The 23,066-nt window shown below is 71.7% G+C and carries 19 protein-coding genes; 15 read left to right on the forward strand and 4 right to left on the reverse strand.

The window, feature by feature from the left end; genetic code table 11:
• Nucleotides 1–30: 30 nt before the first annotated feature.
• Both ACIO3P_RS15505 and mqnP read left to right on the forward strand, forming a co-directional pair.
• Nucleotides 31–1,482, forward strand: a complete 1,452-nt coding sequence (locus ACIO3P_RS15505; protein WP_329821830.1) for a menaquinone biosynthesis decarboxylase — start codon at nucleotides 31–33, stop codon at nucleotides 1,480–1,482.
• Nucleotides 1,479–2,381 carry a menaquinone biosynthesis prenyltransferase MqnP gene (gene mqnP / locus ACIO3P_RS15510; RefSeq protein ID WP_329821831.1) on the forward strand — a complete coding sequence of 301 codons (903 nt, stop codon included), beginning with the start codon at nucleotides 1,479–1,481 and terminating at the stop codon, nucleotides 2,379–2,381. The genes ACIO3P_RS15505 and mqnP overlap by 4 nt, the downstream gene beginning before the upstream one ends.
• Before the next feature lie 51 nt (nucleotides 2,382–2,432).
• Here the strand turns inward: mqnP and ACIO3P_RS15515 are convergent, their stop codons facing one another.
• Nucleotides 2,433–3,056, reverse strand: coding sequence for a rhomboid family intramembrane serine protease (locus ACIO3P_RS15515; protein ID WP_401854822.1), 624 nt, complete (start codon nucleotides 3,054–3,056; stop codon nucleotides 2,433–2,435).
• A gap of 106 nt (nucleotides 3,057–3,162) precedes the next feature.
• Here ACIO3P_RS15515 and ACIO3P_RS15520 point away from each other — a divergent pair, with 106 nt between their 5' ends.
• The 5 genes from ACIO3P_RS15520 to ACIO3P_RS15540 all read left to right on the forward strand — a co-directional run bounded on the left by ACIO3P_RS15520 (nucleotide 3,163) and on the right by ACIO3P_RS15540 (nucleotide 6,724).
• Nucleotides 3,163–3,870, forward strand: a complete 708-nt coding sequence (locus ACIO3P_RS15520; RefSeq protein ID WP_401854819.1) for a UbiX family flavin prenyltransferase — start codon at nucleotides 3,163–3,165, stop codon at nucleotides 3,868–3,870.
• A gap of 210 nt (nucleotides 3,871–4,080) precedes the next feature.
• Entirely contained in the window at nucleotides 4,081–4,533 is a 453-nt protein-coding gene (locus ACIO3P_RS15525) for an Lrp/AsnC family transcriptional regulator (RefSeq protein ID WP_329821833.1), read from the forward strand.
• Nucleotides 4,534–4,617: 84 nt separating this feature from the next.
• The gene (mqnE, locus tag ACIO3P_RS15530; protein ID WP_401796893.1) at nucleotides 4,618–5,811 is read left to right on the forward strand and encodes an aminofutalosine synthase MqnE; all 1,194 of its coding nucleotides are present in this window, start codon (nucleotides 4,618–4,620) and stop codon (nucleotides 5,809–5,811) included.
• 14 nt (nucleotides 5,812–5,825) lie between these two features.
• Entirely contained in the window at nucleotides 5,826–6,356 is a 531-nt protein-coding gene (locus tag ACIO3P_RS15535; protein ID WP_329821835.1) for a GNAT family N-acetyltransferase, read from the forward strand.
• A gap of 71 nt (nucleotides 6,357–6,427) precedes the next feature.
• Entirely contained in the window at nucleotides 6,428–6,724 is a 297-nt protein-coding gene (locus ACIO3P_RS15540; protein WP_329821836.1) for a DUF4229 domain-containing protein, read from the forward strand.
• A gap of 58 nt (nucleotides 6,725–6,782) precedes the next feature.
• Here the strand turns inward: ACIO3P_RS15540 and ACIO3P_RS15545 are convergent, their stop codons facing one another.
• Nucleotides 6,783–7,538 carry a response regulator gene (locus ACIO3P_RS15545; RefSeq protein ID WP_401854817.1) on the reverse strand — a complete coding sequence of 252 codons (756 nt, stop codon included), beginning with the start codon at nucleotides 7,536–7,538 and terminating at the stop codon, nucleotides 6,783–6,785.
• 11 nt (nucleotides 7,539–7,549) lie between these two features.
• Entirely contained in the window at nucleotides 7,550–8,413 is an 864-nt protein-coding gene (locus ACIO3P_RS15550) for a sensor histidine kinase (RefSeq protein ID WP_401854815.1), read from the reverse strand.
• A gap of 196 nt (nucleotides 8,414–8,609) precedes the next feature.
• Between ACIO3P_RS15550 and ACIO3P_RS15555 the strand changes: the two genes are divergently transcribed.
• The 3 genes from ACIO3P_RS15555 (at nucleotide 8,610) to ACIO3P_RS15565 (ending at nucleotide 14,075) form a co-directional block, all read left to right on the forward strand.
• The gene (locus ACIO3P_RS15555) at nucleotides 8,610–9,320 is read left to right on the forward strand and encodes an ABC transporter ATP-binding protein (RefSeq protein WP_401854813.1); all 711 of its coding nucleotides are present in this window, start codon (nucleotides 8,610–8,612) and stop codon (nucleotides 9,318–9,320) included.
• Nucleotides 9,317–11,629, forward strand: a complete 2,313-nt coding sequence (locus ACIO3P_RS15560) for an ABC transporter permease (protein WP_401854810.1) — start codon at nucleotides 9,317–9,319, stop codon at nucleotides 11,627–11,629. Before ACIO3P_RS15555 ends, ACIO3P_RS15560 begins: the two co-directional genes overlap by 4 nt.
• A gap of 280 nt (nucleotides 11,630–11,909) precedes the next feature.
• Nucleotides 11,910–14,075, forward strand: a complete 2,166-nt coding sequence (locus ACIO3P_RS15565) for an AMP-dependent synthetase/ligase (RefSeq protein ID WP_401854952.1) — start codon at nucleotides 11,910–11,912, stop codon at nucleotides 14,073–14,075.
• Between the two features lie 328 nt (nucleotides 14,076–14,403).
• Here ACIO3P_RS15565 and ACIO3P_RS15570 read toward each other — a convergent pair whose 3' ends face one another.
• Nucleotides 14,404–14,607, reverse strand: coding sequence for a cold-shock protein (locus ACIO3P_RS15570; RefSeq protein ID WP_329821845.1), 204 nt, complete (start codon nucleotides 14,605–14,607; stop codon nucleotides 14,404–14,406).
• Between the two features lie 414 nt (nucleotides 14,608–15,021).
• On the opposite strand from ACIO3P_RS15570, the gene ACIO3P_RS15575 reads away from it, so the two are divergent.
• The 5 genes from ACIO3P_RS15575 (at nucleotide 15,022) to ACIO3P_RS15595 (ending at nucleotide 22,971) form a co-directional block, all read left to right on the forward strand.
• On the forward strand, nucleotides 15,022–15,918 hold the full coding sequence (locus ACIO3P_RS15575; RefSeq protein ID WP_401854950.1) for a menaquinone biosynthetic enzyme MqnA/MqnD family protein: 897 nt from the start codon (nucleotides 15,022–15,024) through the stop codon (nucleotides 15,916–15,918).
• A gap of 119 nt (nucleotides 15,919–16,037) precedes the next feature.
• Nucleotides 16,038–17,825, forward strand: coding sequence for a serine/threonine-protein kinase (locus ACIO3P_RS15580; protein ID WP_401854808.1), 1,788 nt, complete (start codon nucleotides 16,038–16,040; stop codon nucleotides 17,823–17,825).
• A gap of 115 nt (nucleotides 17,826–17,940) precedes the next feature.
• A complete protein-coding gene (mqnC, locus tag ACIO3P_RS15585) occupies nucleotides 17,941–19,140 on the forward strand; it encodes a cyclic dehypoxanthinyl futalosine synthase (protein ID WP_329821849.1) in 1,200 nt (399 codons plus the stop codon).
• 39 nt (nucleotides 19,141–19,179) lie between these two features.
• Nucleotides 19,180–19,674 (forward strand): imidazolonepropionase-like domain-containing protein, encoded by a 495-nt coding sequence (locus ACIO3P_RS15590; RefSeq protein ID WP_401854806.1) that lies wholly within the window; start codon nucleotides 19,180–19,182, stop codon nucleotides 19,672–19,674.
• A 147-nt stretch (nucleotides 19,675–19,821) separates the two neighbouring features.
• On the forward strand, nucleotides 19,822–22,971 hold the full coding sequence (locus ACIO3P_RS15595; RefSeq protein WP_401854804.1) for a glycoside hydrolase family 2 TIM barrel-domain containing protein: 3,150 nt from the start codon (nucleotides 19,822–19,824) through the stop codon (nucleotides 22,969–22,971).
• The last annotated feature ends 95 nt before the right edge of the window (nucleotides 22,972–23,066 follow it).

The raw sequence follows: 23,066 nt of genomic DNA on the forward strand, positions 1-23,066 counted from the left end.
CAGCGTACCGAGTAGCAGATACTGGATCCCATGGCTTACGACGATCTTCGCTCGCTCCTCCGGGCGCTGGAGCGCGACGGCGACCTCAAGCGCATCAAGGCCGAAGTCGACCCGTACCTGGAAGTCGGGGAGATCGTCGACCGGGTGAACAAGGCCGGCGGTCCCGCGCTGCTCTTCGAGAACGTGCGCGGCTCCTCGATGCCGCTGGCGATGAACGTGTACGGGACGGACCGCCGGCTCCTCAAGGCGCTCGGGCTGAAGGCGTACAGCGACATCAGCGACAAGATCGGCGGCCTGCTCAAGCCCGAGCTGCCGCAGGGCTTCATCGGGGTGCGCGAGGCGTTCGGGAAGCTCGGCGCGATGGCGCACGTACCGCCGAAGAAGATCAAGGACGCGCCCGTCCAGGAAGTCGTCCTCACGGGTGACGACGTCGACCTCGACCAGTTGCCCGCGCTCTTCACCTGGCCGGAGGACGGCGGCTCGTTCTTCAACCTCGGGCTGACGCACACCAAGCACCCGGAGACCGGCGTCCGCAATCTCGGGCTCTACCGGCTCCAGCGCCACGACCGGCGCACCATCGGGATGCACTGGCAGATCCACAAGGACAGCCGCAACCACTACCAGGTGGCGGCCAAGCGCGGGGAGCGGCTGCCGGTCGCGATCGCGTTCGGCTGCCCGCCCGCCGTGACGTACGCCTCCACCGCGCCGCTGCCCGGCGACATCGACGAGTACCTGTTCGCGGGGTTCGTGCAGGGGCGGCGGATCGAGATGGTCGACTGCAAGACCGTGCCGCTCCAGGTCCCGGCCAACGCCGAGGTCGTCATCGAGGGGTGGCTGGAGCCGGGGAAGACGCTGCCGGAGGGCCCGTTCGGGGACCACACCGGCTTCTACACCCCGCAGGAGGAGTTCCCCGCGCTCACCATCGACTGTGTGACGATGCGGAAGAGGCCGCTGCTCCAGTCGATCGTGGTCGGCCGGCCGCCGACGGAGGACGGGCCGCTGGGGCGGGCGACGGAACGGTTCTTCCTGCCGCTGCTGAAGATCATCGTGCCGGACATCGTGGACTACCACCTCCCCGAGTCGGGCGGCTTCCACAACTGTGCGATCGTTTCGATCGACAAGAAGTACCCCAAACACGCACAGAAGGTGATGCACGCCATCTGGGGCGCGCACATGATGTCGCTGACCAAGCTCATCGTGGTCGTGGACGCGGACTGCGATGTGCACGATCTGCACGAGGTGTCCTGGCGGGCGCTGGGCAACACCGACTACGCGCGCGACCTCACCGTCGTGGAGGGCCCGGTCGATCATCTCGACCACTCGTCCTACCAGCAGTTCTGGGGCGGCAAGGCGGGGATCGACGCGACGCGCAAGCTCCCCGAGGAGGGGTACACACGGGACGGGGGCTGGCCGGAGATGGTCGAGTCCGACCCGGAGACGGCGGCGAAGGTCGACCGCCGGTGGAGGGAGTACGGGCTGTGACCAGCGCAGCGGCGGCAGTACCGCAGCCGGGCCGGACGAAGGCGTTCCTGCGGCTCGTGATGATCGAGCACTCGGTCTTCGCGCTGCCTTTCGCCTACATCGCCGCACTGACCGCGATGTTCCAGCTCGACGGGAACGTCCACTGGGGCCGGCTGCTGCTGGTCACGGTCGCGATGGTCGGGCTCCGTACGTTCGCGATGGCGTGCAACCGGATCATCGACCGCGAGATCGACGCCCGTAATCCGCGCACGGCGGGGCGCGAGCTGGTGACGGGCGCGGTCTCCGTACGGTCGGCGTGGACGGGCGCGCTGATCGCCGTCGTCGTCTTCCTCGGCGCCGCGGCGGCGCTCAACCCGCTCTGCCTCGCTCTCGCGCCGATCGCCGTGATCCCGATGGTGGTCTACCCGTACGGGAAGCGGTTCACGAACTACCCGCACGCCATCCTCGGTCTGGCCCAGGCCATCGGCCCGGTCGGCGCCTGGCTCGCCGTCACCGGGTCCTGGTCGTGGGACGCGGTGATCCTGGGCCTGGCGGTCGGGATCTGGATCGGCGGCTTCGACCTGATCTTCGCCTGCCAGGACGTCCAGGCGGACCGGGCCCACGGGGTGCTCTCCGTACCGGCGCGCTTCGGGATCCCGGGGGCGCTGTACGGGGCGCGCGCGTGCCACGCCGTGACGACGGTGCTGCTGGTCTGGTACGCGCTGGCCACCGGCGCCGGGGTGTTCTTCTGGACCGGGCTGGTGATCGTCGCGGGCGCCTTCCTCTACGAGCACACGATCGTGAAGCCCCGCGACCTGTCGCGCCTGAACCGGGCGTTCTTCTCCGTGAACGGGTTCATCGGGATCGCCCTGTTCGTCTGCGCGCTGCTGGACCTGCTGGTGCGGGGCCTCACCCTCTGAGGCTCACCCTCCGAGGCTCACCCTCCGAGGTGAGCGGGGTGTGGGGGTGCGTCAGCCTATGAGTTCGTTCATGGGCGGCTGCCTGCGGAACATGAAGGCGGCCATGACCCCGCCGATCAGCCCGAAGAGATGGCCCTGCCAGCTCACCGCCGGGTTGGTCGGCAGGACGCCCCAGAGCGCCGAGCCGTACACCGCGAGCACCAGCAGGCCGGTCACCATGTCCACCGCGCTGCGGTCCACGAAGCCGCGGACCAGCAGATAGCCGAGCAGGCCGAAGACCACGCCCGAGGCGCCCGCCGTGACGGAGTGGTCGGCGGCGGTGAGCCAGACGCCGAGACCGCCGACGACCATGATCGTCAGTACGACGGCGGCGAACCGCCGCAGCCCGTTGAGCGCGGCGAGGAAGCCGAGGATCAGCAGGGGCACGGTGTTGGACGCGAGATGGTCGAAGCCGTGGTGCAGGAACGCCATCGGGATGACGTCACGCAGCTCGCCGATGTCGCGCGGGCTCAGCCCGTACGTGCTCAGCGAGCCCGTCGCGCTGTTGACCGCCTCCAGGATCCAGAGCAGCGTTATCCAGCCGGCCATCAGGGCGGCGGCGCCCTTCACGCGGTCGCCGCGGGTCCGCGGGGTCGAGGCGGTCGAGGTGGTCGGTCCGACGGACGGGTACGGCATCGCAGGCCCCCTGTGGTCCACGGTGATCCATGTGCTCCCTTCTGCGGAGAACGTCCGGGACCCGGCCGTCGGTTCCTGACCGGGGCCGCCGGATAGGCTCGGACGCGTGAAGCCCGGATCGTACGCAGACCACCACAGCCCGCCCCCGCCGAGGCGGCCCTGGGTCGTCGGGGTCTCCGGCGCGTCCGGGACGCCGTACGCCGCGGCCGTGCTGCGCGGGCTGCTGGCGGCCGGCGAGAGCGTCGACCTCGTCGTCAGCAGGGCGTCCCGGCTGACGCTGCTCGACGAGGCGGGCGTCGCCTTCCGGGACGCGCACTGGCGGGAGGATCTGGCCGCCTGGCTGGCACGCGGCGCGGACGGCAAGCCGGGGACCTTCACGGGCGACCTGGCGCCCTCCCTCGCGGACGTACGGTACTGGGCCGCCGGGGACCTGGCGGCCGGTCCTTCCTCCGGTTCGTACCCGTCGAAGGGGATGCTGATCGTGCCCGCCTCGACGGCGTGCGTGGCCGGGGTGGCGCTCGGGCTCTCCAAGGACCTGCTCCAGCGGGCGGCGAGCGTCACGCTGAAGGAGCGCGGGAAGCTGGTCGTCGCCGTAAGGGAGACGCCGCTGAACGGCCAGACGCTGGGGCACCTGGTGACGCTGGACCAGGCGGGCGCGGTGGTGCTGCCCGCCTCCCCGGCGTTCTACGCGGGGGCGACGCACATCCAGGACCTGGTCGACTTCGTCGCCGGGCGGGTGCTGGACGCGGCCGGGGTGGCGCACGGGCTGTACCGCCGTTGGGAGGGAGAGCTGGGGGGCTCTCGTGAGCAGTGAGGAGAGCTGGGGGCTCTCGTGAGCAGTGAGCCGAGCGGCGAACCGACGAGTGGCGAGCCGATCGGCGAACCGACGGTGGTGAGCCGAGCGGTGGGCGACGGCCGATCATTCTTTTGATCATTTGGTAAATTCGCAGGACTTCACCTCTTCGTGCCTTAGATTCTCTCTATATCTTTGCGAGATCACTGAATAATGGAAGGTTCCAGGCATATGGACGCCGTGGACAGGCAGCTCATCCAGGCCCTCAGGGAGAACGGCAGAGCCTCGTACGCCGAGCTGGGCCGGCTCGTCGGGCTCTCCGGGCCCAGCGTCACCGACCGCATCAACCGTCTCGAAGCGGCCGGCGTCATCATCGGCTACCGCGCCACGGTCGACTCCGCCTCGCTCGGCCTCGGGGTCACCGCGCTGATCGGGATCTCGCTCTCCGACGCCGCCGACCACGAGGACGTGGCGCGCCGGATGCGCGACCTGGAGGAGATCGAGGACTGCTGGTTCATCGCGGGCGACGACTCGTACATGCTCAAGGTGCGCGCGAGCGACGTCGACGGCCTGGAGAAGACGATCGGGCGGCTGAGCGGTACGAAGGGCGTCTCCCGGACCCGTACGACCATCGTTCTCTCCACGAAGTGGGAGAACAGGGTGGGCGGACTGCCCGAGGACTGAGCGCGCGGCGCGAGGCGGACCGAGGGCCGCTTCGGGTTCTGTCGGTCGGGGGGCGTAGGCTCGGCAGGCCCGATTGGTAGACGTATGGGAGGCGGCCTGATGACTGCATCTGTCCAAGATGTGGGTCTCAAGCGCGAGCTGGAAGCCAAGATCCTGGCCGGCGAGCGGCTGACGCGCGAGGACGGCATCGCCCTGTACGAGTCGGACGACCTCGCCTGGCTCGGCGGGCTCGCCCACGAGGTGCGGACCCGTAAGAACGGCGACGTGGTCCACTTCAACGTCAACCGGCACCTCAACATGACCAACGTGTGCACCGCGTCGTGCGCGTACTGCTCGTTCCAGCGCAAGCCGGGCGAGAAGGACGCGTACACGATGCGCATCGAGGAGGCCGTCCGCCTCGCCAAGGCGATGGAGGGCGAGAGCCTCACCGAGCTGCACATCGTCAACGGCCTCCACCCGACGCTGCCGTGGCGCTACTACCCGCGCTCGCTCAGCGCGCTGAAGGAAGCCCTGCCCCAGGTCTCCCTCAAGGCGTTCACCGCCACCGAGATCCACCACTTCGAGACGATCTCGGGGCTCTCCGCCTCCGAGATCCTCGACGAGCTGATCGACGCCGGCCTGGAGTCGCTGACCGGCGGCGGCGCCGAGATCTTCGACTGGGAGGTCCGGCAGCACATCGTCGACCACCGCACCCACTGGGAGGACTGGTCGCGTATCCACCGCCTCGCGCACGAGAAGGGGCTCAAGACCCCGTGCACGATGCTGTACGGGCACATCGAGGAGCCCCGGCACCGGGTGGACCACGTCCTGCGGCTGCGCGAGCTCCAGGACGAGACCGGCGGCTTCCAGGTCTTCATCCCGCTGCGCTACCAGCACGACTTCGTGGACATGCAGGACGGCAAGGTCCGCAACCGCCTCCAGGCGCGTACGTCGATGGCGACCGGCGCCGAGGCGCTGAAGACCTTCGCGGTCTCCCGGCTGCTCTTCGACAACGTCCCGCACGTCAAGGTCTTCTGGGTGATGCACGGCGTGCAGACGGCGCAGCTCGCCCTCCAGCACGGCGCGGACGACATGGACGGCTCGGTCGTCGAGTACAAGATCACGCACGACGCGGACAACTACGGCACGCCCAACAAGCTCGGCCGTGAGGATCTGCTCGACCTCATCCGTGACGCGGGCTTCCGGCCCGTCGAGCGGAACACCCGCTACGAGATCATCCGCGAGTACCCGGGGCCGGACGCCGACCGCCGGGAGACTCCGCAGGCGATGCGGCTCTGAGGCGGGACGTTCCGATGGCGCTCGTGTTCGAGCTGGATCCGGCGGTGGACCGCGCCCTGCGCGACGGGGTCCTCGCCCTGTGGACGGACGTCTCCAACGCCGGCGGCGCGGTGGGCTTCGTACCGCCGGTGACGGCCGAGGACATACGGCCCGAGCTGGTCAAGCACCTCGCGGCGATGGCCGAGGGCCGCACCCGGCTGCTGGTCGGGTACGACGAGGAGGGCGCCGTCGCCGCGGCGGCGTTCCTCACCCTCAACACCCACCGGCTGATGCGCCACTGGCTCTGGCTGTACACGGTGATGGTCCACCCGCGTCACCAGGGCAAGGGGTACGGCCGCGACCTCATGGCCGCGGCGGCCGACGGGGCGCGCTCCGTCGAGGGCATCGAGTCGATACGGCTCACCTGCCGGGGCGGCACGGGCGCGGACGCGTTCTACGCCGCCTGCGGCTACAAGGAGGTCGGCCGCGTGCCGGACGCGATCAGGGTCGCCCCGGGCGACGACCGCGACGACATCACGATGCTGCTCCCGCTGGACCGGCCCTGAACGGTGCGTGCTTCACTGTTCGTACGCCTTTCGCACATATAAGACGTCAGGAAGAAGAGAGAAGGCCCGTCGTGACCGCTGTGAAAACAGGTGCCACCCTCCGGTACACCGCGATGCGCCTGGGTATCTTCGTCGCCAGCTTCGTCGTCGTCGCCGGACTGGTCCAGGTCGGTGTGCTGCCCAAGGGGCTCGGGGACTCGAACTTCGTCTGGGTGCTGCTGCTCGCCATCGTCATCTCGGCGCCGCTCAGCTTCATCCTGCTGCGCAAGCAGCGCGACGCCATGTCCGAGCAGATCGTGGACAAGGTCGACACCGCGAAGGCCCGGCTGGAGGCCAACCGGGCGCAGGAGGACGGCGCCGTCCGGTAACGGCGTCCGTAAGGCGTCTGATAACGGCGTCCGGCGGGGGACCGGCCTCAGTGGTCGGTCAGCGGTCGGCTCCGGCTTCCGGGGGCAGGTCCCGGTCGCCGGGGGCGACGAGCCCCGTCTCGTAGGCGAGGACGACGGCCTGGGCGCGGTCGCGCAGGGACAGCTTGGCGAAGATCCGGGCCACGTGGGTTTTCACCGTGGCCTCGCTGAGCGTCAGCGCCCGCGCCAGCTCGGTGTTGGAGAGCCCCCGGCCCAGGAGCGTCAGCACCTCGTGCTCACGGGGCGTCAGCGCGGCGAGATCACGGTGGACGGCCGGGGAGCGGGGTTTCCCGTCGGGTTGTGGCGCGCCGGACGCGAAACGTTCCACCAGGCGGCGCGTGATCGACGGCGCGAGCAGCGCGTCACCCGTGTCCACGAGGCGTACGGCGGCGGCGAGATGCGCCGGGGTGACGTCCTTCAGGAGGAAGCCGCTGGCACCGGCGGCGAGGGCCGCGTAGACGTACTGGTCGAGGTCGAAGGTGGTCAGCATGATCACCCGGCACTCCGGAGCCCGCGCGAGCACGCGGCGGGCGGCTTCCAGACCGTCCATCACGGGCATCCGGATGTCCATCAGCACGACGTCGGGCCGCAGCGCGCCCACCGCTTCCACCGCCTCGGCGCCATCGGCCGCCTCCCCGACGACATCGATACCGCGCGCCCGCAGGATCAGGCAGAAGCCGGTACGGACCAGCTCCTGGTCGTCGGCGATCACGACGCGGGGGCCGCGTCCGCCCGCTGCCGTCCCGCCCGCTGCCGTCCCGTACGGCGTCGTCACGGCCGGCGTTGTCACGGCCGGTCCAGCGGGATCCGGGCGCGGACGCGGTAGCCGCCGCCGAGCCGGCGCCGGGCGTCCAGGTCGCCGCCGTACACCGCCACCCGCTCCCGCAGGCCGATCAGCCCCCGGCCCGCGCCGTCCGCCGGAGCCGCGGCCGGGCGGTCAGGGGGCGCCGTCCCGCCGCCGGAGAGCGCGCTCGGCCCGCTGTTCAGCACCTCGACCCGCAGATGGCGCTCCGCGTACCGCACCGTCACCTCGGCCTTCACCCCGTCCCCGTGCTTGAGCGCGTTGGTCAGCGCCTCCTGGACGATCCGGTACGCGGTGGAGTCGATGCCGGCCGGCAGCGGGCGCGGCTCCCCGGAGATCCGTACCTCCACGGGCAGCCCGGCGAAGGCGATCCGGTCGATCAGCGGACTGAGCCGCCGCAGACTCGGCTGCGGCGCCAGGCCCGTACCGTACGCGTCGGATCCGTACGCGTCCGTACCGTACGGCTCGTCCTCGCCGCCCTGCGCCGGGGCGAGCAGTCCGAGCAGATGCCGCAGCTCGGTCATCGCGTCCCGCCCGGCGGTCTCGACGGCGCCGAGCGCGGTCGCGGCCTCGTCGGGCAGCGTGGCCAGCACCTCCCGGGCCGCTCCGGCCTGAACGACCATCAGGCTCACGTTGTGGCTGACGATGTCGTGCAGCTCCGCGGCGATCCGGGACCGTTCGGCGTCGACCGCGGTACGCGCCGCGCTCTCCCGTTCCCGCTCCAGCAGCCAGCCCCGCTCCTCCACGGCCGCCCGGTGCGACCGGCGGGCCCGGCCGAGCAGCACACCCAGCCACCCCACGGCCGCGCACGCCGCCACCAGGGCCGCGACCAGCCATCCCACCACCACCTCGGGCCCCCGTCCCTCGAAACCGCCCCTCGAACCGCCCCTCGAACCGCCCCTCGAACCGCCCTCAGCTTCGCAGCGGTCGGCGCGTTCCGCGTCATTCTCCCGGTGCGGCTTCGTACATCGCCGGGATGACGGGCGGAGCCGGATACATCCCGCGCGTGACGCCGGGGCCCGGTGCCGCTTCTAGGTTCGTGCCATGACAACTGATGAGGGCGGTAGCCCACGGATCGTCGTACGGCTGGACGGCGTGCACAAGGAGTACGGCGAGGCCAAGGCCCTGGACGGGATGGAGCTGGAGATCCGGGCGGGCGACGCGGTCGCCGTCATGGGGCCCTCCGGCTGCGGCAAGTCCACCCTGCTCAACATGGTCGCGGGACTCGACCGCCCGACCTCCGGCACCGTCGAGGTCAACGGCCAGGACCTGGGGGAGCTGAACGAGACGGGGCTGGCGCTGTTCCGGCGGCGGCACATCGGGATGATCTTCCAGTTCTTCAACCTCATCGACGACCTGCCCGCGCTGGACAACGTGGCGCTGGCCGCCCAACTGACCGGTACCCCGGCCCGGCAGGCCCGGCTGCGCGCCCTGGAACTCCTCGACGAACTGGGCGTCGCCGACCGCGGGAACAACTACCCGGCGACCCTCAGCGGCGGCGAACGCCAGCGCGTCTCCGTGGCCAGGGCGCTGATGAACCGTCCGGCGCTGCTCCTCGCCGACGAACCGACCGGCGCCCTCGACAGCCGCTCCGGCGAGCAGGTGATGGACCTGCTGATCGACCTCAACCAGATAGGCCAGACCCTGCTGATCGTCACCCACGACCCGCATCTCGCCACGCGCTGCGCCAGCCGCCTGGTCGAGGTCGCCGACGGCCGGGTGGCCCGTACGAGCGCACTGGAGGCGGCCGGATGAGCGCCGTGTGGCGGGCCTCGCGCGGGGCGGTGCGGCGCCGCGGGCTCCAGACCTTCGTCATCGGTCTCGTCGTCCTGTGCTCCACCGTGACCGTGCTGCTCGCGCTGGCCGTGCTCGACGCCACCTCCGCCCCCTTCGACCGGGCCTTCGCCGAACAGCGGGGCGCGCACGCGGTGGTGGGCTTCGACGCGGCGAAGGTGCCGGACGAGCGGCTCGCCAGGACCGCCGGGCGGCCCGGGGTCGCCGCCGCCGCGGGGCCGTTCGGCCAGGCCGTCCTCCACGTGCCCGACAGTTGGCTGGGCAGACCCGGCGGTCCGCTCACCGTGGTCGGGCGGGCCGACCCGGCGGGCCCGGTGGACCGCATCCGTCTCCTGACCGGCCGCTGGGCCACCGCGCCCGGGGAACTCGTCGTGGAATGGCCCATCCAGGGCACGCCCGACCCCGACATGCTGGGGACCGAGCTGAGGACGCCCGGGGCCCCCACGCTCACCGTCGTCGGGTTCGCGGCCGGTATGAGCCGGTCCGCGGGCGGCTGGGTGACGCCCGAACAGGTCGCCGCGCTGCACCCGGCCTCGGCCCAGATGCTCTACCGCTTCTCCGACGCGGGTACGGGGACACAGGCGCGGCTCAGCGCCGCTCTGGACACCGCGACCGCGGGGCTGCCCGCCGACGCCCTGACCGGCTCGCAGTCCTACCTCACCCTCAAGCAGGCATTCTCCGCGCAGGCCGACGCGTACCTCCCGTTCATGACACTCTTCGGGGTGCTCGGGCTGCTGGTCTCGGTCCTGATCGTCGGGAACGTGGTCAGCGGGGCGGTGGTCTCCGGGTACCGGCACATCGGCGTGCTCAAGGCGCTCGGGTTCACCCCGCGCCAGGTCGTCGCCGTCTATCTGACGATGGTGTCCGTGCCCGCCGTGGCCGGCTGCGTCCTCGGCACCGCGCTCGGCAACGTACTGGCACCGCCCATCCTCCAACTGGCCTTCGGCGGGATCGAGACCGGCACCGCGTCCATCGGCGTCAGCCCCTGGCTCTCCGTCGGCTGTCTGCTCGCCCTGCCGGCCCTCGTCGTCCTCGCCGCGCTGATCCCCGCGCTGCGCGCCCACCGGCTGCCCGCCGCGCGGGCGATCAGCGCGGGCAGCGCGCCGCGGACCGGGCGCGGGCTGCGGGTGCAGCGGTGGCTCGGCGGTACGCGGCTGCCGCGCCCCGTGAGCCTGGGGCTCGGCCAGCCGTTCGCCCGCCCCGGCCGGACGCTGCTGACCATGGCGGCCATCGTCCTCGGGGTCACCACCGTGACCCTGACCACCGGCCTGACCAGCACGATGGTCGCGTACGCCGACGCGGCCCCGGGCGACGGCGCCGACCGGGTGAACGTGGACATGAGGGAGCCCGAGGCCGGCGGGGCGGCGTCGAAGCCCGGTGACCGCGCGATCGAGGCGCGGCTGCGCGCGGTGCCCGGTACGGACCGGATCACGGTCCGCGCGCTCACCAAGGTGCGTCTCGCGGGGGCCACCACCACGCGCTTCCTCGACTTCTACTGGGGGGACACCCGGCCCCTCGCCGACCGGATCGTGGCAGGGCGCTGGCCGGACGGGCGGCGCGAGATCGCGGCGGGACCCGCGTTCCTGAAGGAGAACGGGCTCACGGTCGGCGACCGGACCACCCTGTACCTGGACGGCCGGCAGCTCCCCGTGACCGTGGTCGGCCAGGTCATCGACGGCGACGCGCGGTCCTTCGAGGCGGGGCGGCGGACCATGGCCGAACTGGCCCCGGACACACCGGTCTTCGGCTACACGGTCCGGCTCACCCCCGGCACCGACACCCGGACGTACCTGAAGGCGGTCGAGGCGATCGATCCGGCTCTGCGCCCGTCGCTGATCACCGCGAGCGCCGGGGCCGTCGTGGCCGTCGTCACCTTCTCGACGGTGTTCACCGTGCTGCTGACCGTCGTCGCGGCGCTCGGCGTCCTCAACACCGTCCTGCTCAACACCCGGGAGCGGCGCAGGGACCTGGGCATGCTCAAGTCGATCGGGATGACACCGCGCCAGACCGTGGCGATGACGGTGACCTCGGTCGCGGGGCTGGGCGCGGCCGGCGGAGTGCTCGGGATCCCGCTCGGGATGGTGGCGCACCGGCTGGTCGTGGACAACGTCGGGGTGATCGCGTTCCCGGAGTCGATGAAGAGCGTCTGGCACGTACCGCAGATGACCGGCCTGGCGCTGGCGGGCGTCACGATCGCCGTGCTCGGCGCGCTGGTCCCGGCGCGGTCGGCGGCGCGCCTCACCATCGCGGAGGTGCTGCACAACGAGTAGCGGGGGCGCGCCCGTTGCCGGTGCCTCGTTGCCGCGATCCAGTTGCCGCGGAAGTCCGAGGTTTTCGGTGAGGAATCGGCCGGGTGCTGTGCCGGAGAAGTGCAGATAGCGGGCGGCCGTTGTCCTGACTCTCCGCGCGGTCGTAGCTTGACCATTAAGTAAGGTTGTTGAAAGGCGAGTTCGTCGCGGGGGCCGTCCTGCGAGCGCGGTCTGCTGCACGCACTGGAGGAGCACGCCCGTGTCCGACGCCCTGCCCGCCGACGCTCCGCCCGCCCCCGCCGTGCCCGTACCGCTGCCGGTACCGGACTCCGTACCGCCGCTGGTCGAGCCGGTGAAGCGGTGGGAGGACGGGGTGGTCAGGGAGGTGTCCGTACCGCCGCTCGCGCGGCCCGTACGGCGCGGCTCGCTCGCCGGAATCCCCTTCGACAACGCCCGTGAGGCGCCGGACGCGGTCGTCATCAGCCGTAAGCGGCCCGGGGCAGGACCGGCGGCGAAGTCCGCGCCGTCGCGCGGCAGGAGCGGCGGCAGGGTCGGCGGCAGGAGCAGGAACGACAGGAACGGCGGCAGCGGCAGCGGCGCGGAGTGGCAGGACATCACGGCCACCGCCTTCGCCGACGAGGTGCTGGCCGTCGCCAAAGGGCTGATCGCGGAAGGGCTGCGCCCCGGCGACCGGCTCGCGATCATGTCCCGTACGACGTACGAGTGGACGCTCCTGGACTTCGCCGCCTGGGCCGCCGGACTGGTCACCGTACCCATCTACCCGACTTCCTCGGCCTTCCAGGTCCGCTGGATCCTCCAGGACTCCGGCGCCGTGGCCTGTGTCGTCGAGGACGGGATCCAGGCGCGGCTGATCAGCCAGGAGCGGGAGCGGCTGCCCGGACTCACCCGGCTGTGGACGGTGGAGAAGGGGGCCGTCGACTCGCTGTGCGCGGCGGGGCGGGAGGTCCAGGACGCGGAGGTCACCGTACGGCGCGCGGCCCTCGGGCCCGACTCCGTCGCGACCATCAGCTACACCTCGGGGACCACGGGACGCCCCAAGGGCTGCGTCCTCACGCACGGCAACTTCTTCGCGGAGGTCGACAACGCGATCGAGCTGCTGCACCCCGTCTTCAAGGCGCCGGGCCAGGCGCGCTACGCCCCGGCGACGACTCCGGCGGACCGGGCGGACCCGGCGGACGGCTCCGCCTCCGCCCCCGTCACCTCACTGACCCCGTCCACCCCGTCCGACGCGTCCGGCACGCTCTCCACCCTCCTCTTCCTGCCGCTCTCCCACGTCTTCGGCCGGATGGTCGCGATCGGCTGTCTGCGCGCCCGGGTACGGCTCGGCCACGCGCCCTCCATCAGGACCGAGGACCTGCTCGCCGACCTGGCGGGGTTCCGGCCGACGTTCCTGCTGGCCATCCCGTACGTCCTGGAGAAGGTCTACAACACCGGCCGTGCCACGGCGGAGCGGATGGGCCGGGGCGCGTCCTTCGACCGCGCCGCGCGGATCGCCCAGGCGTACGGCGCCGCGGTGGAGGCGGCAGGCCACGGCGAGGGCCCCGGCCCGTCGTTCGGGCTGCGGGCCCTGCGCGCGCTCTACGAACCGCTGGTCTACCGGCGGATCCGCGCGGCCCTGGGCGGGCGGGTGAAGTACGTGATCTGCGGCGGCTCCCCGCTCGGGCGCAGGCTGGCCGCGTTCTACTCGGGCGCCGGGGTCGTGACCTTCGAGGGGTACGGGCTGACGGAGACCACGGCGGCGTCGACCGTCACCCCGCCGCTCAAACCCCGGCTGGGCACGGTCGGCTGGCCGATGCCCGGCACCTCCGTACGGATCGCGGACGACGGGGAGGTGCTGCTGCGCGGCGGCCATGTCTTCGCGGGCTACTGGGACGCCGAGCGCGGCGAGGCCGTACGGACCCTGGAGCCGGACCAGGGGTCCGGTCCGGGGTCGGGGTCCGGTCCGGGACCGGCCGACGAGCGGGACGGGTGGTTCGCCACCGGGGACCTGGGGTCCCTGGACGAGGGCGGCTATCTGACGATCACCGGGCGCAAGAAGGACGTCATCATCACGTCCAGCGGCAAGAACATCGTCCCGGCGCCGCTGGAGGACTGGCTGCGCGCCCACCCGCTGGTCAGCCAGTGCCTGGTGGTCGGCGACAACCGCCCCTACGCAGGCGCCCTGATCACTCTGGAGCCGGAGGGCCTGGCGCACTGGCGGATGATGCGGGGGAAGCAGGGCGCCCCGCTCGCCGCCCTCGTCCACGACAAGGAGTTGCGCGCCGCGCTCCAGCGGGCGATCGACGAGGCGAACCGGCTGGTCTCGCGCGCCGAGTCCATCCGCCGCTTCCGGGTCCTCGAAGGGGATTTCACGGAGGCGGCAGGCCATCTCACGCCCACGCTGAAGCTGCGGCGTGCGGCGATCGCCGAGGACTTCGCGGCGGAGATCGCCGAGCTGTACGCGTGACCCGAGGTGTACACGTAAGCCGGTCCGTACACGTAAAGGGTTGTATACGGTGCACCAGTGAACCGGAGTGAATAACGGAGTGAACGGGTGTTCCCTTGGTCCTCGGCCCTTGGCCCTTGGATTCTTCGGGGAATTCCGGGACGCGGGCGGGATGCGAGTGGGACGCGGGCGGTGCGGGGATGGGACGGGGATGGAGCGGGTACGGGAAACGGGGTAAGGGCGGGATAAAGGCAGGAGCCCCGCCTTCCCCCACCTGAGTGGGAGAAGCAGGGCTCCTTGGGTACTGCGTGTAAGACGTCCGCGATCGACCGACCTGGCGACCTGGCAACTAGGACGGGGTGACGTTCTCCGCCTGCGGGCCCTTCGGGCCCTGAGTGACGTCGAAGGTCACTACCTGGTTCTCCTCAAGGGCTCGGAAGCCGCTTGCGTTGATCGCGGAATAGTGGACGAAGACATCCGGGCCGCCGCCGTCCTGGGCGATGAAGCCGAAGCCCTTTTCAGCGTTGAACCACTTGACGGTTCCGGTAGCCATAAGCCCTCCTTGGGCCAAAGGGTTGCCCTGCTCCAGAACCTGCAAAGAAGTCTGAAAACTACAAAAGCCTGCGGGTCACATGCTCCGCAGGCTCTGTACTGCAAGGGAAACCAAACTGCAACTTGCGGCGAGCCTAGCACGCACCATGTGCGCAGCGGTAGAGGGAAAGATCACTTCACCCGGACGTTTGTATAAGGGCCCCGCGTGCTGACGAAACGGGGTCGCCGACGGGCCCACAGCGGGCCCACAGCAGGCGGCCGAGGAGATCGCCGGCGGTGGCCGGCCGGGGCGACACCGGACCGGCTCCGCGCCCCCGGAGCACTTCCCCGTACGGCGCGGGTCTAGCCTCGCGCTGTGGACAGTCCAGAGGAAAAGTCAGCGGCAGAAGCGACAGAAGAGGCACCGGTGGCGACAGTGGCGCCCGGTGCGCCAGGCCAGGCCGAAGGCGCGGGCGGCGGCGCGGGCGGCGGCCGCGGCACCCGGCCGCGCGTCGGCCATATCCAGTTCCTGAACTGCCTGCCCCTCTATTGGGGGCTCGCCAGGACCGGAACCCTTCTTGATCTGGAACTGACGAAGGACACCCCGGAGAAGCTCAGCGAACGGCTGGTGCGCGGCGAGCTGGATATCGCCCCCGTCACCCTCGTCGAATTCCTCCGCAACGCCGACGATCTCGTCGCCTTCCCCGATCTCGCGGTCGGCTGCGACGGCCCCGTCATGTCGTGCGTGATCGTCTCGCAGACGCCGCTGGACCGGCTCGACGGCGCCCGCGTCGCCCTGGGCTCCACGTCCCGTACGTCGGTACGGCTGGCCCAGCTCCTGCTGAGCGAGCAGTACGGCGTACAGCCCGACTACTACACCTGCCCGCCGGACCTCGGCCTGATGATGCAGGAGGCCGAGGCGGCCGTCCTCATCGGCGACGCCGCCCTGCGCGCCTCGCTCCACGACGCGCCCCGGCTCGGCCTCCAGGTCCATGACCTGGGGCAGATGTGGAAGGACTGGACCGGGCTGCCGTTCGTCTTCGCGGTCTGGGCGGCGCGCAAGGAGTATCTGGCGCGCGAGCCGAAGGTCGTACGGGAGGTGCACGAGACGTTCCTCGCTTCCCGGGACCTCTCGCTGGTGGAGGTGGCGTCGGTCGCCAAGCACGCCGCCCGCTGGGAGGTGTTCGACGCGGAACTGCTGGAGCGGTACTTCACCACGCTCGACTTCCGCTTCGGCCCCGATCAGCTCGCCGGTGTCGCGGAGTTCGCGCGCCGCACGGGACCGACGACCGGATTCCCCGCCGATGTCCACGTGGAACTGCTGACCGCCTGACAACTACGAGGTCGTCACTCCTAAGGTGCTCCCACAGGCACTCAGGCACACAGGTACTCGGGAACACAGGCACACAGGCACACAGGAACACGGGCACGCCGTTGACAGGGGGAACGGGCATGCAGCCGCTCGACACAGGCGATCCGTCGGCCATCGGCCCGTACCGGTTGCTCGGGCGGCTGGGCGCCGGCGGGATGGGCCGGGTCTATCTCGGGCGCTCGGCGGGCGGCCGTACGGTCGCGGTCAAGGCCGTCCATCCGCACTTCGCGACCGACGAGGAGTTCCGGGCCCGCTTCCGGCGCGAGGTGGACGCGGCGCGGCGGGTCGGCACCGGTCCCGGCGGGCCGCGCTGGTCGGCGCCCGTGCTGGACGCGGACCCGGAGGCGGACGTTCCGTGGGTGGTCACCGGCTATGTGGCGGGCCCCTCGCTGACCCAGGCCGTCGCGGGCCACGGGCCGCTGCCCGAGACGTCCGTACGGGCGCTGGGCGCGGGACTCGCGGAGGCCCTGGCGGCCGTCCACGCCCTGGGGCTGATCCACCGGGACGTCAAGCCGTCCAACGTGCTGCTCGCCCTGGACGGCCCCCGGCTGATCGACTTCGGTATCGCCCGCGCCACCGACGGCACCACCTCGCTCACCTCCACGGGCGTCTCGGTCGGCTCGCCGGGCTACATGGCGCCCGAGCAGATCCTCGGCCGGGACGTCGGCGGCGCGGCCGACGTGTTCTCGATGGGCGCGGTCCTCACGTACGCCATCACGGGCGCGAGCCCCTTCCCCGGCGACTCCTCGGCCGCCGCGCTGCTCTACAAGGTGGTGCACGAGGAGCCCGATCTCGGCGCGCTGCGGGGCGAGTTGCGCGAGGTCGTCGCCCGCTGCCTGGCCAAGGACCCGGCGGCGCGGCCCGCTCCCGCGGAGGTCGGGCGGCTCCTCGCCCCCGACGGCGCGGGGGCGCTGGTGGCGGGCGGCTGGCTGCCGGGGCCGCTGGTCGAGGAGGTCAGCCGGGCGGTGGTGCGGCTGCTGGACCTGGAGACGACGGGGCACGGCCCCCACCCGTCCGGGCCTCCGGCGCAGGACCGGGCCGTCGCGTATCTCCCCGAGCAGACCGGTCCCGTGCCGTTCAGCAGCGCCTCGGTCGGCGGCCCGCCCCTCGGGTCCTTCGGCCCGCCCGTCGAGCCGGCCACGCCACCGCCCGTATCGCCGCCCGTACCGCCGCCTCTTGAGCCGCCCACACCGCCGCCGACCACCCCACCGGTCACCGTTCCACCGGCGACCACCCCACCGGCGACCGCTGCACCGGCCACCGCTCCACCGCTCACCGCACCCCGCCGCCCCGTCCGCAGGGTGAGCTGCACCGTCTCCCTCGTCGTGGCGGGCGCCCTGGCCGCGGTGACGGTCGGCGGCACGCTGCTCCTCGACCAGATGCGCGGCGACACGTCCGGCGGCGACAGCGCCGCGGGCCGCCCGTCCGGGACCACCCCCGCCACCCGCGACCCTTCCTCGGGCGCCCCCTCGGGACGGACCTCGCCCGCACCCGCCGCCGAGGTCCCCGCGGCCTTCGTCGGCACCTGGAGCGGGCCGGTCACCGAACGCAGCGGGCTCCCGCACGGCACGGTCACCGCCGAATTCGCCAAGGGCGCGAAGGGCGACGACATCGTCCGTACGACGAGCCGGATCACTGTCCTCGGCACCACCGTGGAGTGCTTCGGCGTCGGCAAGCTGGTCTCCGCCACCGCCGACGTGGTGCGCGTCGAGGAGCGTACGGACGAGTCGAAGCGGAGTACGGAGTCGCTGTGCACCACGGGTGGTGTGGCCGAGCTGACCTTCACGCGCACCTCCGGCACCACCCTGCGCTACGAGTCCGCCGAGGACGCCGCGGGCACCCCGAAGGGCACCCTCACCAAGGAGTGAGCGGTGGGCGCGTGGGCACCTGCCGGCGCCCGCCCGCCATGGCGCCCGCCGACCACCGCGCACCCTGGCGTAGGCTGAATCGGTCGTGACAACCCCTTGGGAAGGACCCGCCCCGGTGACCGAGAAGGCCGACCTCACGTCCGTTCTGGCCCGTGCCGCCGCGGGTGGGCGCATCACCCCCGAGGAGGCTCTCGACCTCTACCGCTCGGCGCCGCTGCACGCGCTGGGCGCCGCGGCCGACGCCGTACGCCGCCGCCGGTACGCCGGTACGGAGCACATCGCGACGTACATCATCGAGCGGAACATCAACTACACCAACGTCTGTGTGACGGCGTGCAAGTTCTGCGCCTTCTACGCCGCGCCCAAGGACACCGCCAAGGGGTGGACCCGCGACCTCGACGACATCCTGCGCCGCTGCGCGGAGACCGTCGAGCTGGGCGGTACGCAGATCATGTTCCAGGGCGGGCACCACCCGGACTTCGGCGTCGAGTACTACGAGAAGCACTTCGCGGCGATCAAGCAGGCGTACCCGCAGCTCGTCATCCACTCCCTCGGCGCCTCCGAGATCGAGCACATGGCCCGGATCTCCCAGGTCTCCGTCGAGGAGGCCATCCAGCGCATCCACACCGCCGGTCTCGACTCGTTCGCGGGCGCGGGCGCCGAACTGCTGCCCGCGCGGCCCCGCAAGGCGATCGCGCCGCTCAAGGAGTCCGGCGAGCGCTGGCTGGAGATCATGGAGGCCGCGCACGGCCTGGGCGTCGAGTCCACGTCCACGATGCTCATGGGCACGGGCGAGACCAACGCCGAGCGCATCGAGCACCTGCGGATGATCCGCGACGTACAGGACCGGACGGGCGGCTTCCGCGCGTTCATCCCGTACACCTACCAGCCCGAGAACAACCACCTGAAGGGCCGGACGCAGGCCACGCTCTTCGAGTACCTGCGGATGATCGCGATCGCCCGGCTCTTCCTCGACAACGTCGCCCACATCCAGGGCTCGTGGCTGACCACCGGCAAGGAGGTCGGCCAGCTCTCGCTGCACTACGGGGCGGACGACCTCGGGTCGATCATGCTGGAGGAGAACGTCGTCTCCTCGGCCGGTGCGAAGCACCGCTCCAACCGGATGGAGATCATCGACCTGATCCGCAAGGCGGGCCGGGTCCCGGCGCAGCGCGCCACGACGTACGAGCACCTGGTGGTGCACGACGACCCGGCGAACGACCCGGTCGACGAGCGGGTGGCGTCGCACATCTCGTCGACGGCGATCGAGGGCGGCACGGCCCACCCCGAGCTCAAGCTCATCGCCACCAACTGACGCCGTCGTACCGGCTTTCGACTCCCGTGAGGCGCTGAGGTGGAGACCCTGCACGCGGCCGACGTGCTCCGCCGCACCTGGGATGGCGACCGCACCTGGGACGGCGACGACGGCGGCGGTGAGCCGCTCGCGGGCGGCGCCGTGGTCGTCGGCGGGGACCGGATCGTCGCGGTCGGTACGTTCGAGGAGCTGCGGGTACGGTTCCCGGGCGCGCGGGTACGGAAGTGGTCCGGCGTCCTCGGACCCGGGCGGGTCCACGAAGGGCCCCTGCCCGACGCCCCGAGCCCGCGCGAGCGGATCCACGCCGTGCTGAAGCTGGGCGCGGTCGCGGTGCTCGACGCGTACGTCGCGGACGACCCGGGGCTCCGCGCCGCCGCCGCGCGGGTGGGCGTGGTCGTCCTGTCGGACTCGCCGGCCGCCCGGCGCCCCGCGATCGCCGGGACGGGGGGCCGCGCGGACCTCGCCGTGTTCGACGCGGACGGGCGCTGTGTCGCCACGGTGTGCGCGGGACGCCTGGTCCACCGCCGCGCCTGACCCCCGCCACTCGGTCCGCCGCGCCTGATTCCTTCCACCGACTCCTCCCGCTCGGGCCCGTACGGGCGTACGCACCCTTGACATGCACCTGTTTGAAACTGTCAGAATCTGTGCGCTGAACCCAACAGGCCGATCAAAGGGGATCGCATGGGCGTCACTCGCAGGTCATTACTGATCGCAGGAGCCGTCGCACCCGTGGCCGGAGCGCTCGCCACGGCCACCCCCGCGCAGGGCGCGACTGCGCCGGGCGCCACCGCGCACTTCGCCACCGCGCCCCTCGGCAGGCCGGGGCGGCGGAGCATTCCGCTCACCGACGGCTGGCGCTTCGCCCTCGTCAACCCCGGGGGGATCACCGATCCGACCGGCGCCTACGACGACGCGCACGACCCCGGCCACGACGACTCCGGCTGGCGTACGGTCGCGGTGCCGCACGACTGGAGCATCGAGCTGACCCCGACGACGGAGTCGGGCACCCGGAGCCACACCGGGTTCCTGCCCGGCGGCCTCGGCTGGTACCGCAGATCCTTCACGCTGCCGCGCGAGTCGGCGGGCCGGCGGATATCCGTCGAGTTCGACGGCGTCTACATGGACTCGTCCGTCTACTGCAACGGGCAGCTCGTCGGAGAGCACCCGTACGGCTACACCGGCTTCGCCCTCGACCTCACCGACCTGCTGCACACGGACGGCTCGACCCCGAACGTACTCGCCGTCAAGGTGCGCAACCGGCTGCCCAGCAGCCGCTGGTACTCGGGCAGCGGCATCTACCGCAACGCCCGGCTGGTCGTCACGGACCCCGTGCACGTGGCGCGCTGGGGAACCCAGGTGACCACGCCGGAGCTGGCCGCCACCCTGCGCGCCGGGCGCGCGACCGTCCGCGCGCTGACCGGCGTCGTCAACGCGTCGGAGACCGGGACACCGGTCACCGTCGTCTCCACGGTCAAGGACCCCGAGGGCCGCACGGTGGCCAGGACGAGTTCCACCCTCACCGTCGGAGCCGCCGCCACGGAGACCGCCACCCACGAACTCCACGTCACGCGGCCGCAGTTGTGGTCCTTCGAGACCCCTCGGCTCTACGCGCTCGAAACGGAGGTACGGGTCGACGGGAGGACCGCCGACACCTACCGCACCCCCTTCGGCTTCCGCCACTTCACGATCGACCCCGACCACGGGTTCTCGCTGAACGGCGCGTACGCCAAGATCCAGGGCGTCGACCTCCACCACGACCTCGGTGCCCTCGGCGCCGCCGTCAGCACCGACGCCCTGCTGCGCCAGATGAAGATCATGAAGTCCATGGGCGTCAACGCCTTCCGCACGTCGCACAACCCGCCCTCGCCCGAGATGATCGCGGTCTGCGAGCGGCTCGGCATCATCATGCTGGTGGAGGCGTTCGACTGCTGGAAGAGGGGCAAGAACGCCTACGACTACGGGCGCTTCTTCGACGAGCACTGCGAGGCGGACATCGCCGAGATGGTCCTCGCGGCCCGCAACTCCCCGGCCGTCGTCATGTGGTCCATCGGCAACGAGATCACCGACTCGACCACCACCGAGGGCCTGGGCATGGCCCAGCGCCTCATCGACGCCGTCAGGGCACTGGACGACACCCGGCCCGTCGTCATCGGCTCCGACAAGTACCGCGACCTGCCCGCCGTCGGTTCCCCCGCCGACCTCATGCTCGCCAAGATCGACGGCCTCGGGCTCAACTACAACACCGCCGCCTCGGTGGACGCCCTGCACGCCCGGTACCCGCACCTGTTCCTCTTCGAGTCCGAGTCCTCCTCCGAGACCTCCACACGCGGCAGCTACCAGGAGCCGGAGCACCTCAACACCGGTGAGAACCACACCCCGGGAAAGCGCGAGACGTCCTCGTACGACAACAACCTCGCCGCGTGGACGATGAGCGGCGAGTACGGCCTGAAGAAGGACCGGGACCGGAGGTACTTCGCCGGACAGTTCCTCTGGTCGGGCATCGACTACATCGGCGAGCCCACGCCGTACGACGTGTTCCCGGTCAAGGCGTCGTTCTTCGGCGCGGTGGACACCGCGGGCTTCCCCAAGGACATGTACCACCTCTTCAGGAGCCAGTGGACGGCCGAACCGATGGTCCATCTGCTGCCCATGGACTGGACCGGGCACCGGGCGGGCGAGACCGTCGAGGTGTGGGCGTACTCCAACGTCGCGACCGTGGAGCTGTTCCTCGACGGCACGTCGCTCGGGGTCCGCCGGTTCGACACCAAGAGGACCGCCGACGGCCGCGCGTACCTGGAGACCACCGAGGCGACCGGCGACGACCGGACCGTCACCACAGGGCCGTACCCCGGCAGTTACACCAGTCCGGGCGGCAGCGCCGGGAAGCTCCACCTCATCTGGAAGGTGCCGTTCGCGCCGGGAGAGCTGAAGGCGGTGGCCCGGGAGGGCGGCCGGGTGGTCGCCACCGATGTGCTGCGCACCGCGGGCCCCGCGCACTCCGTACGGCTCACCCCGGACCGTACGACCCTGAAGGCCGACGGCACGTCGCTCTGCTTCGTGACGGCGGAGATCACCGACCGGCACGGCGTCGTGGTGCCCGACGCCGACCACCTGATCTCCTTCCAGGTCACCGGCGGCCGGCTGGCCGGGGTCGACAACGGACGCCAGGAGAGCGCCGAGCGGTACCAGGCGAGCACGCGCACCGCCTTCCACGGCAAGGCCCTGGCCATCGTCCGCTCCGGCACCGCCGCGGGGCCCCTCACCGTCACCGCCCGCTCGGCCGGGCTGCGCAAGGGCACCGTCACCGTACGGGCCACCGGCGGAACCTCGAAGCCGGTCACGCCCACGCCGCCCTTCGCGCCCGACCCCGGCCCCGGCGCCCCGGCGTACCCGCTGGCCGACGCGAGCTACTCGGGGGCGCCGGGGACGCTGCCCGCGGCGATGCTGGACGGCGATCCGGCCACCGGCTGGTCCAACGCCTTCAACAAGCCCGCCACACGGCTGCTGCCCGCCTTCAACGGGGCCAGGGCGGCCGACTGGGTCTCGGTGACCTGGGCCGGGAAGCGGAGGTTCCGTCGCGTCGAGGTCTCCTTCACCACCGACGCCACCCACACCCTGCCCGCCTCCGTCGAGGTGTCCTGCTGGGACGGGCGCCGTTACGTCCCGGTGCGCGGGGCGGCGATCACCTGGGCCACCACCTCGGACGCGCCCACCGTCATCACCTTCGACCCGGTACGCGGCTCCCGGCTGCGACTGGACCTGACGAGCCGCCACCCGGGGGCGGCCGACGGAGCCCAGCGGATCAGCGCACTGGACGCTCCGGACGCCTGAGAGCGCGGGGGCGTTCGAGACGTGCGGACGCCTGAGAGCGCGGGGGCGTTCGACGCGGGAGTGAGGCGGCGGGGGCGAGGCGGCGGGGGTGAGAC

The organism is Streptomyces sp. NPDC087310, assembly GCF_044744405.1.
Taxonomy (GTDB): domain Bacteria; phylum Actinomycetota; class Actinomycetes; order Streptomycetales; family Streptomycetaceae; genus Streptomyces.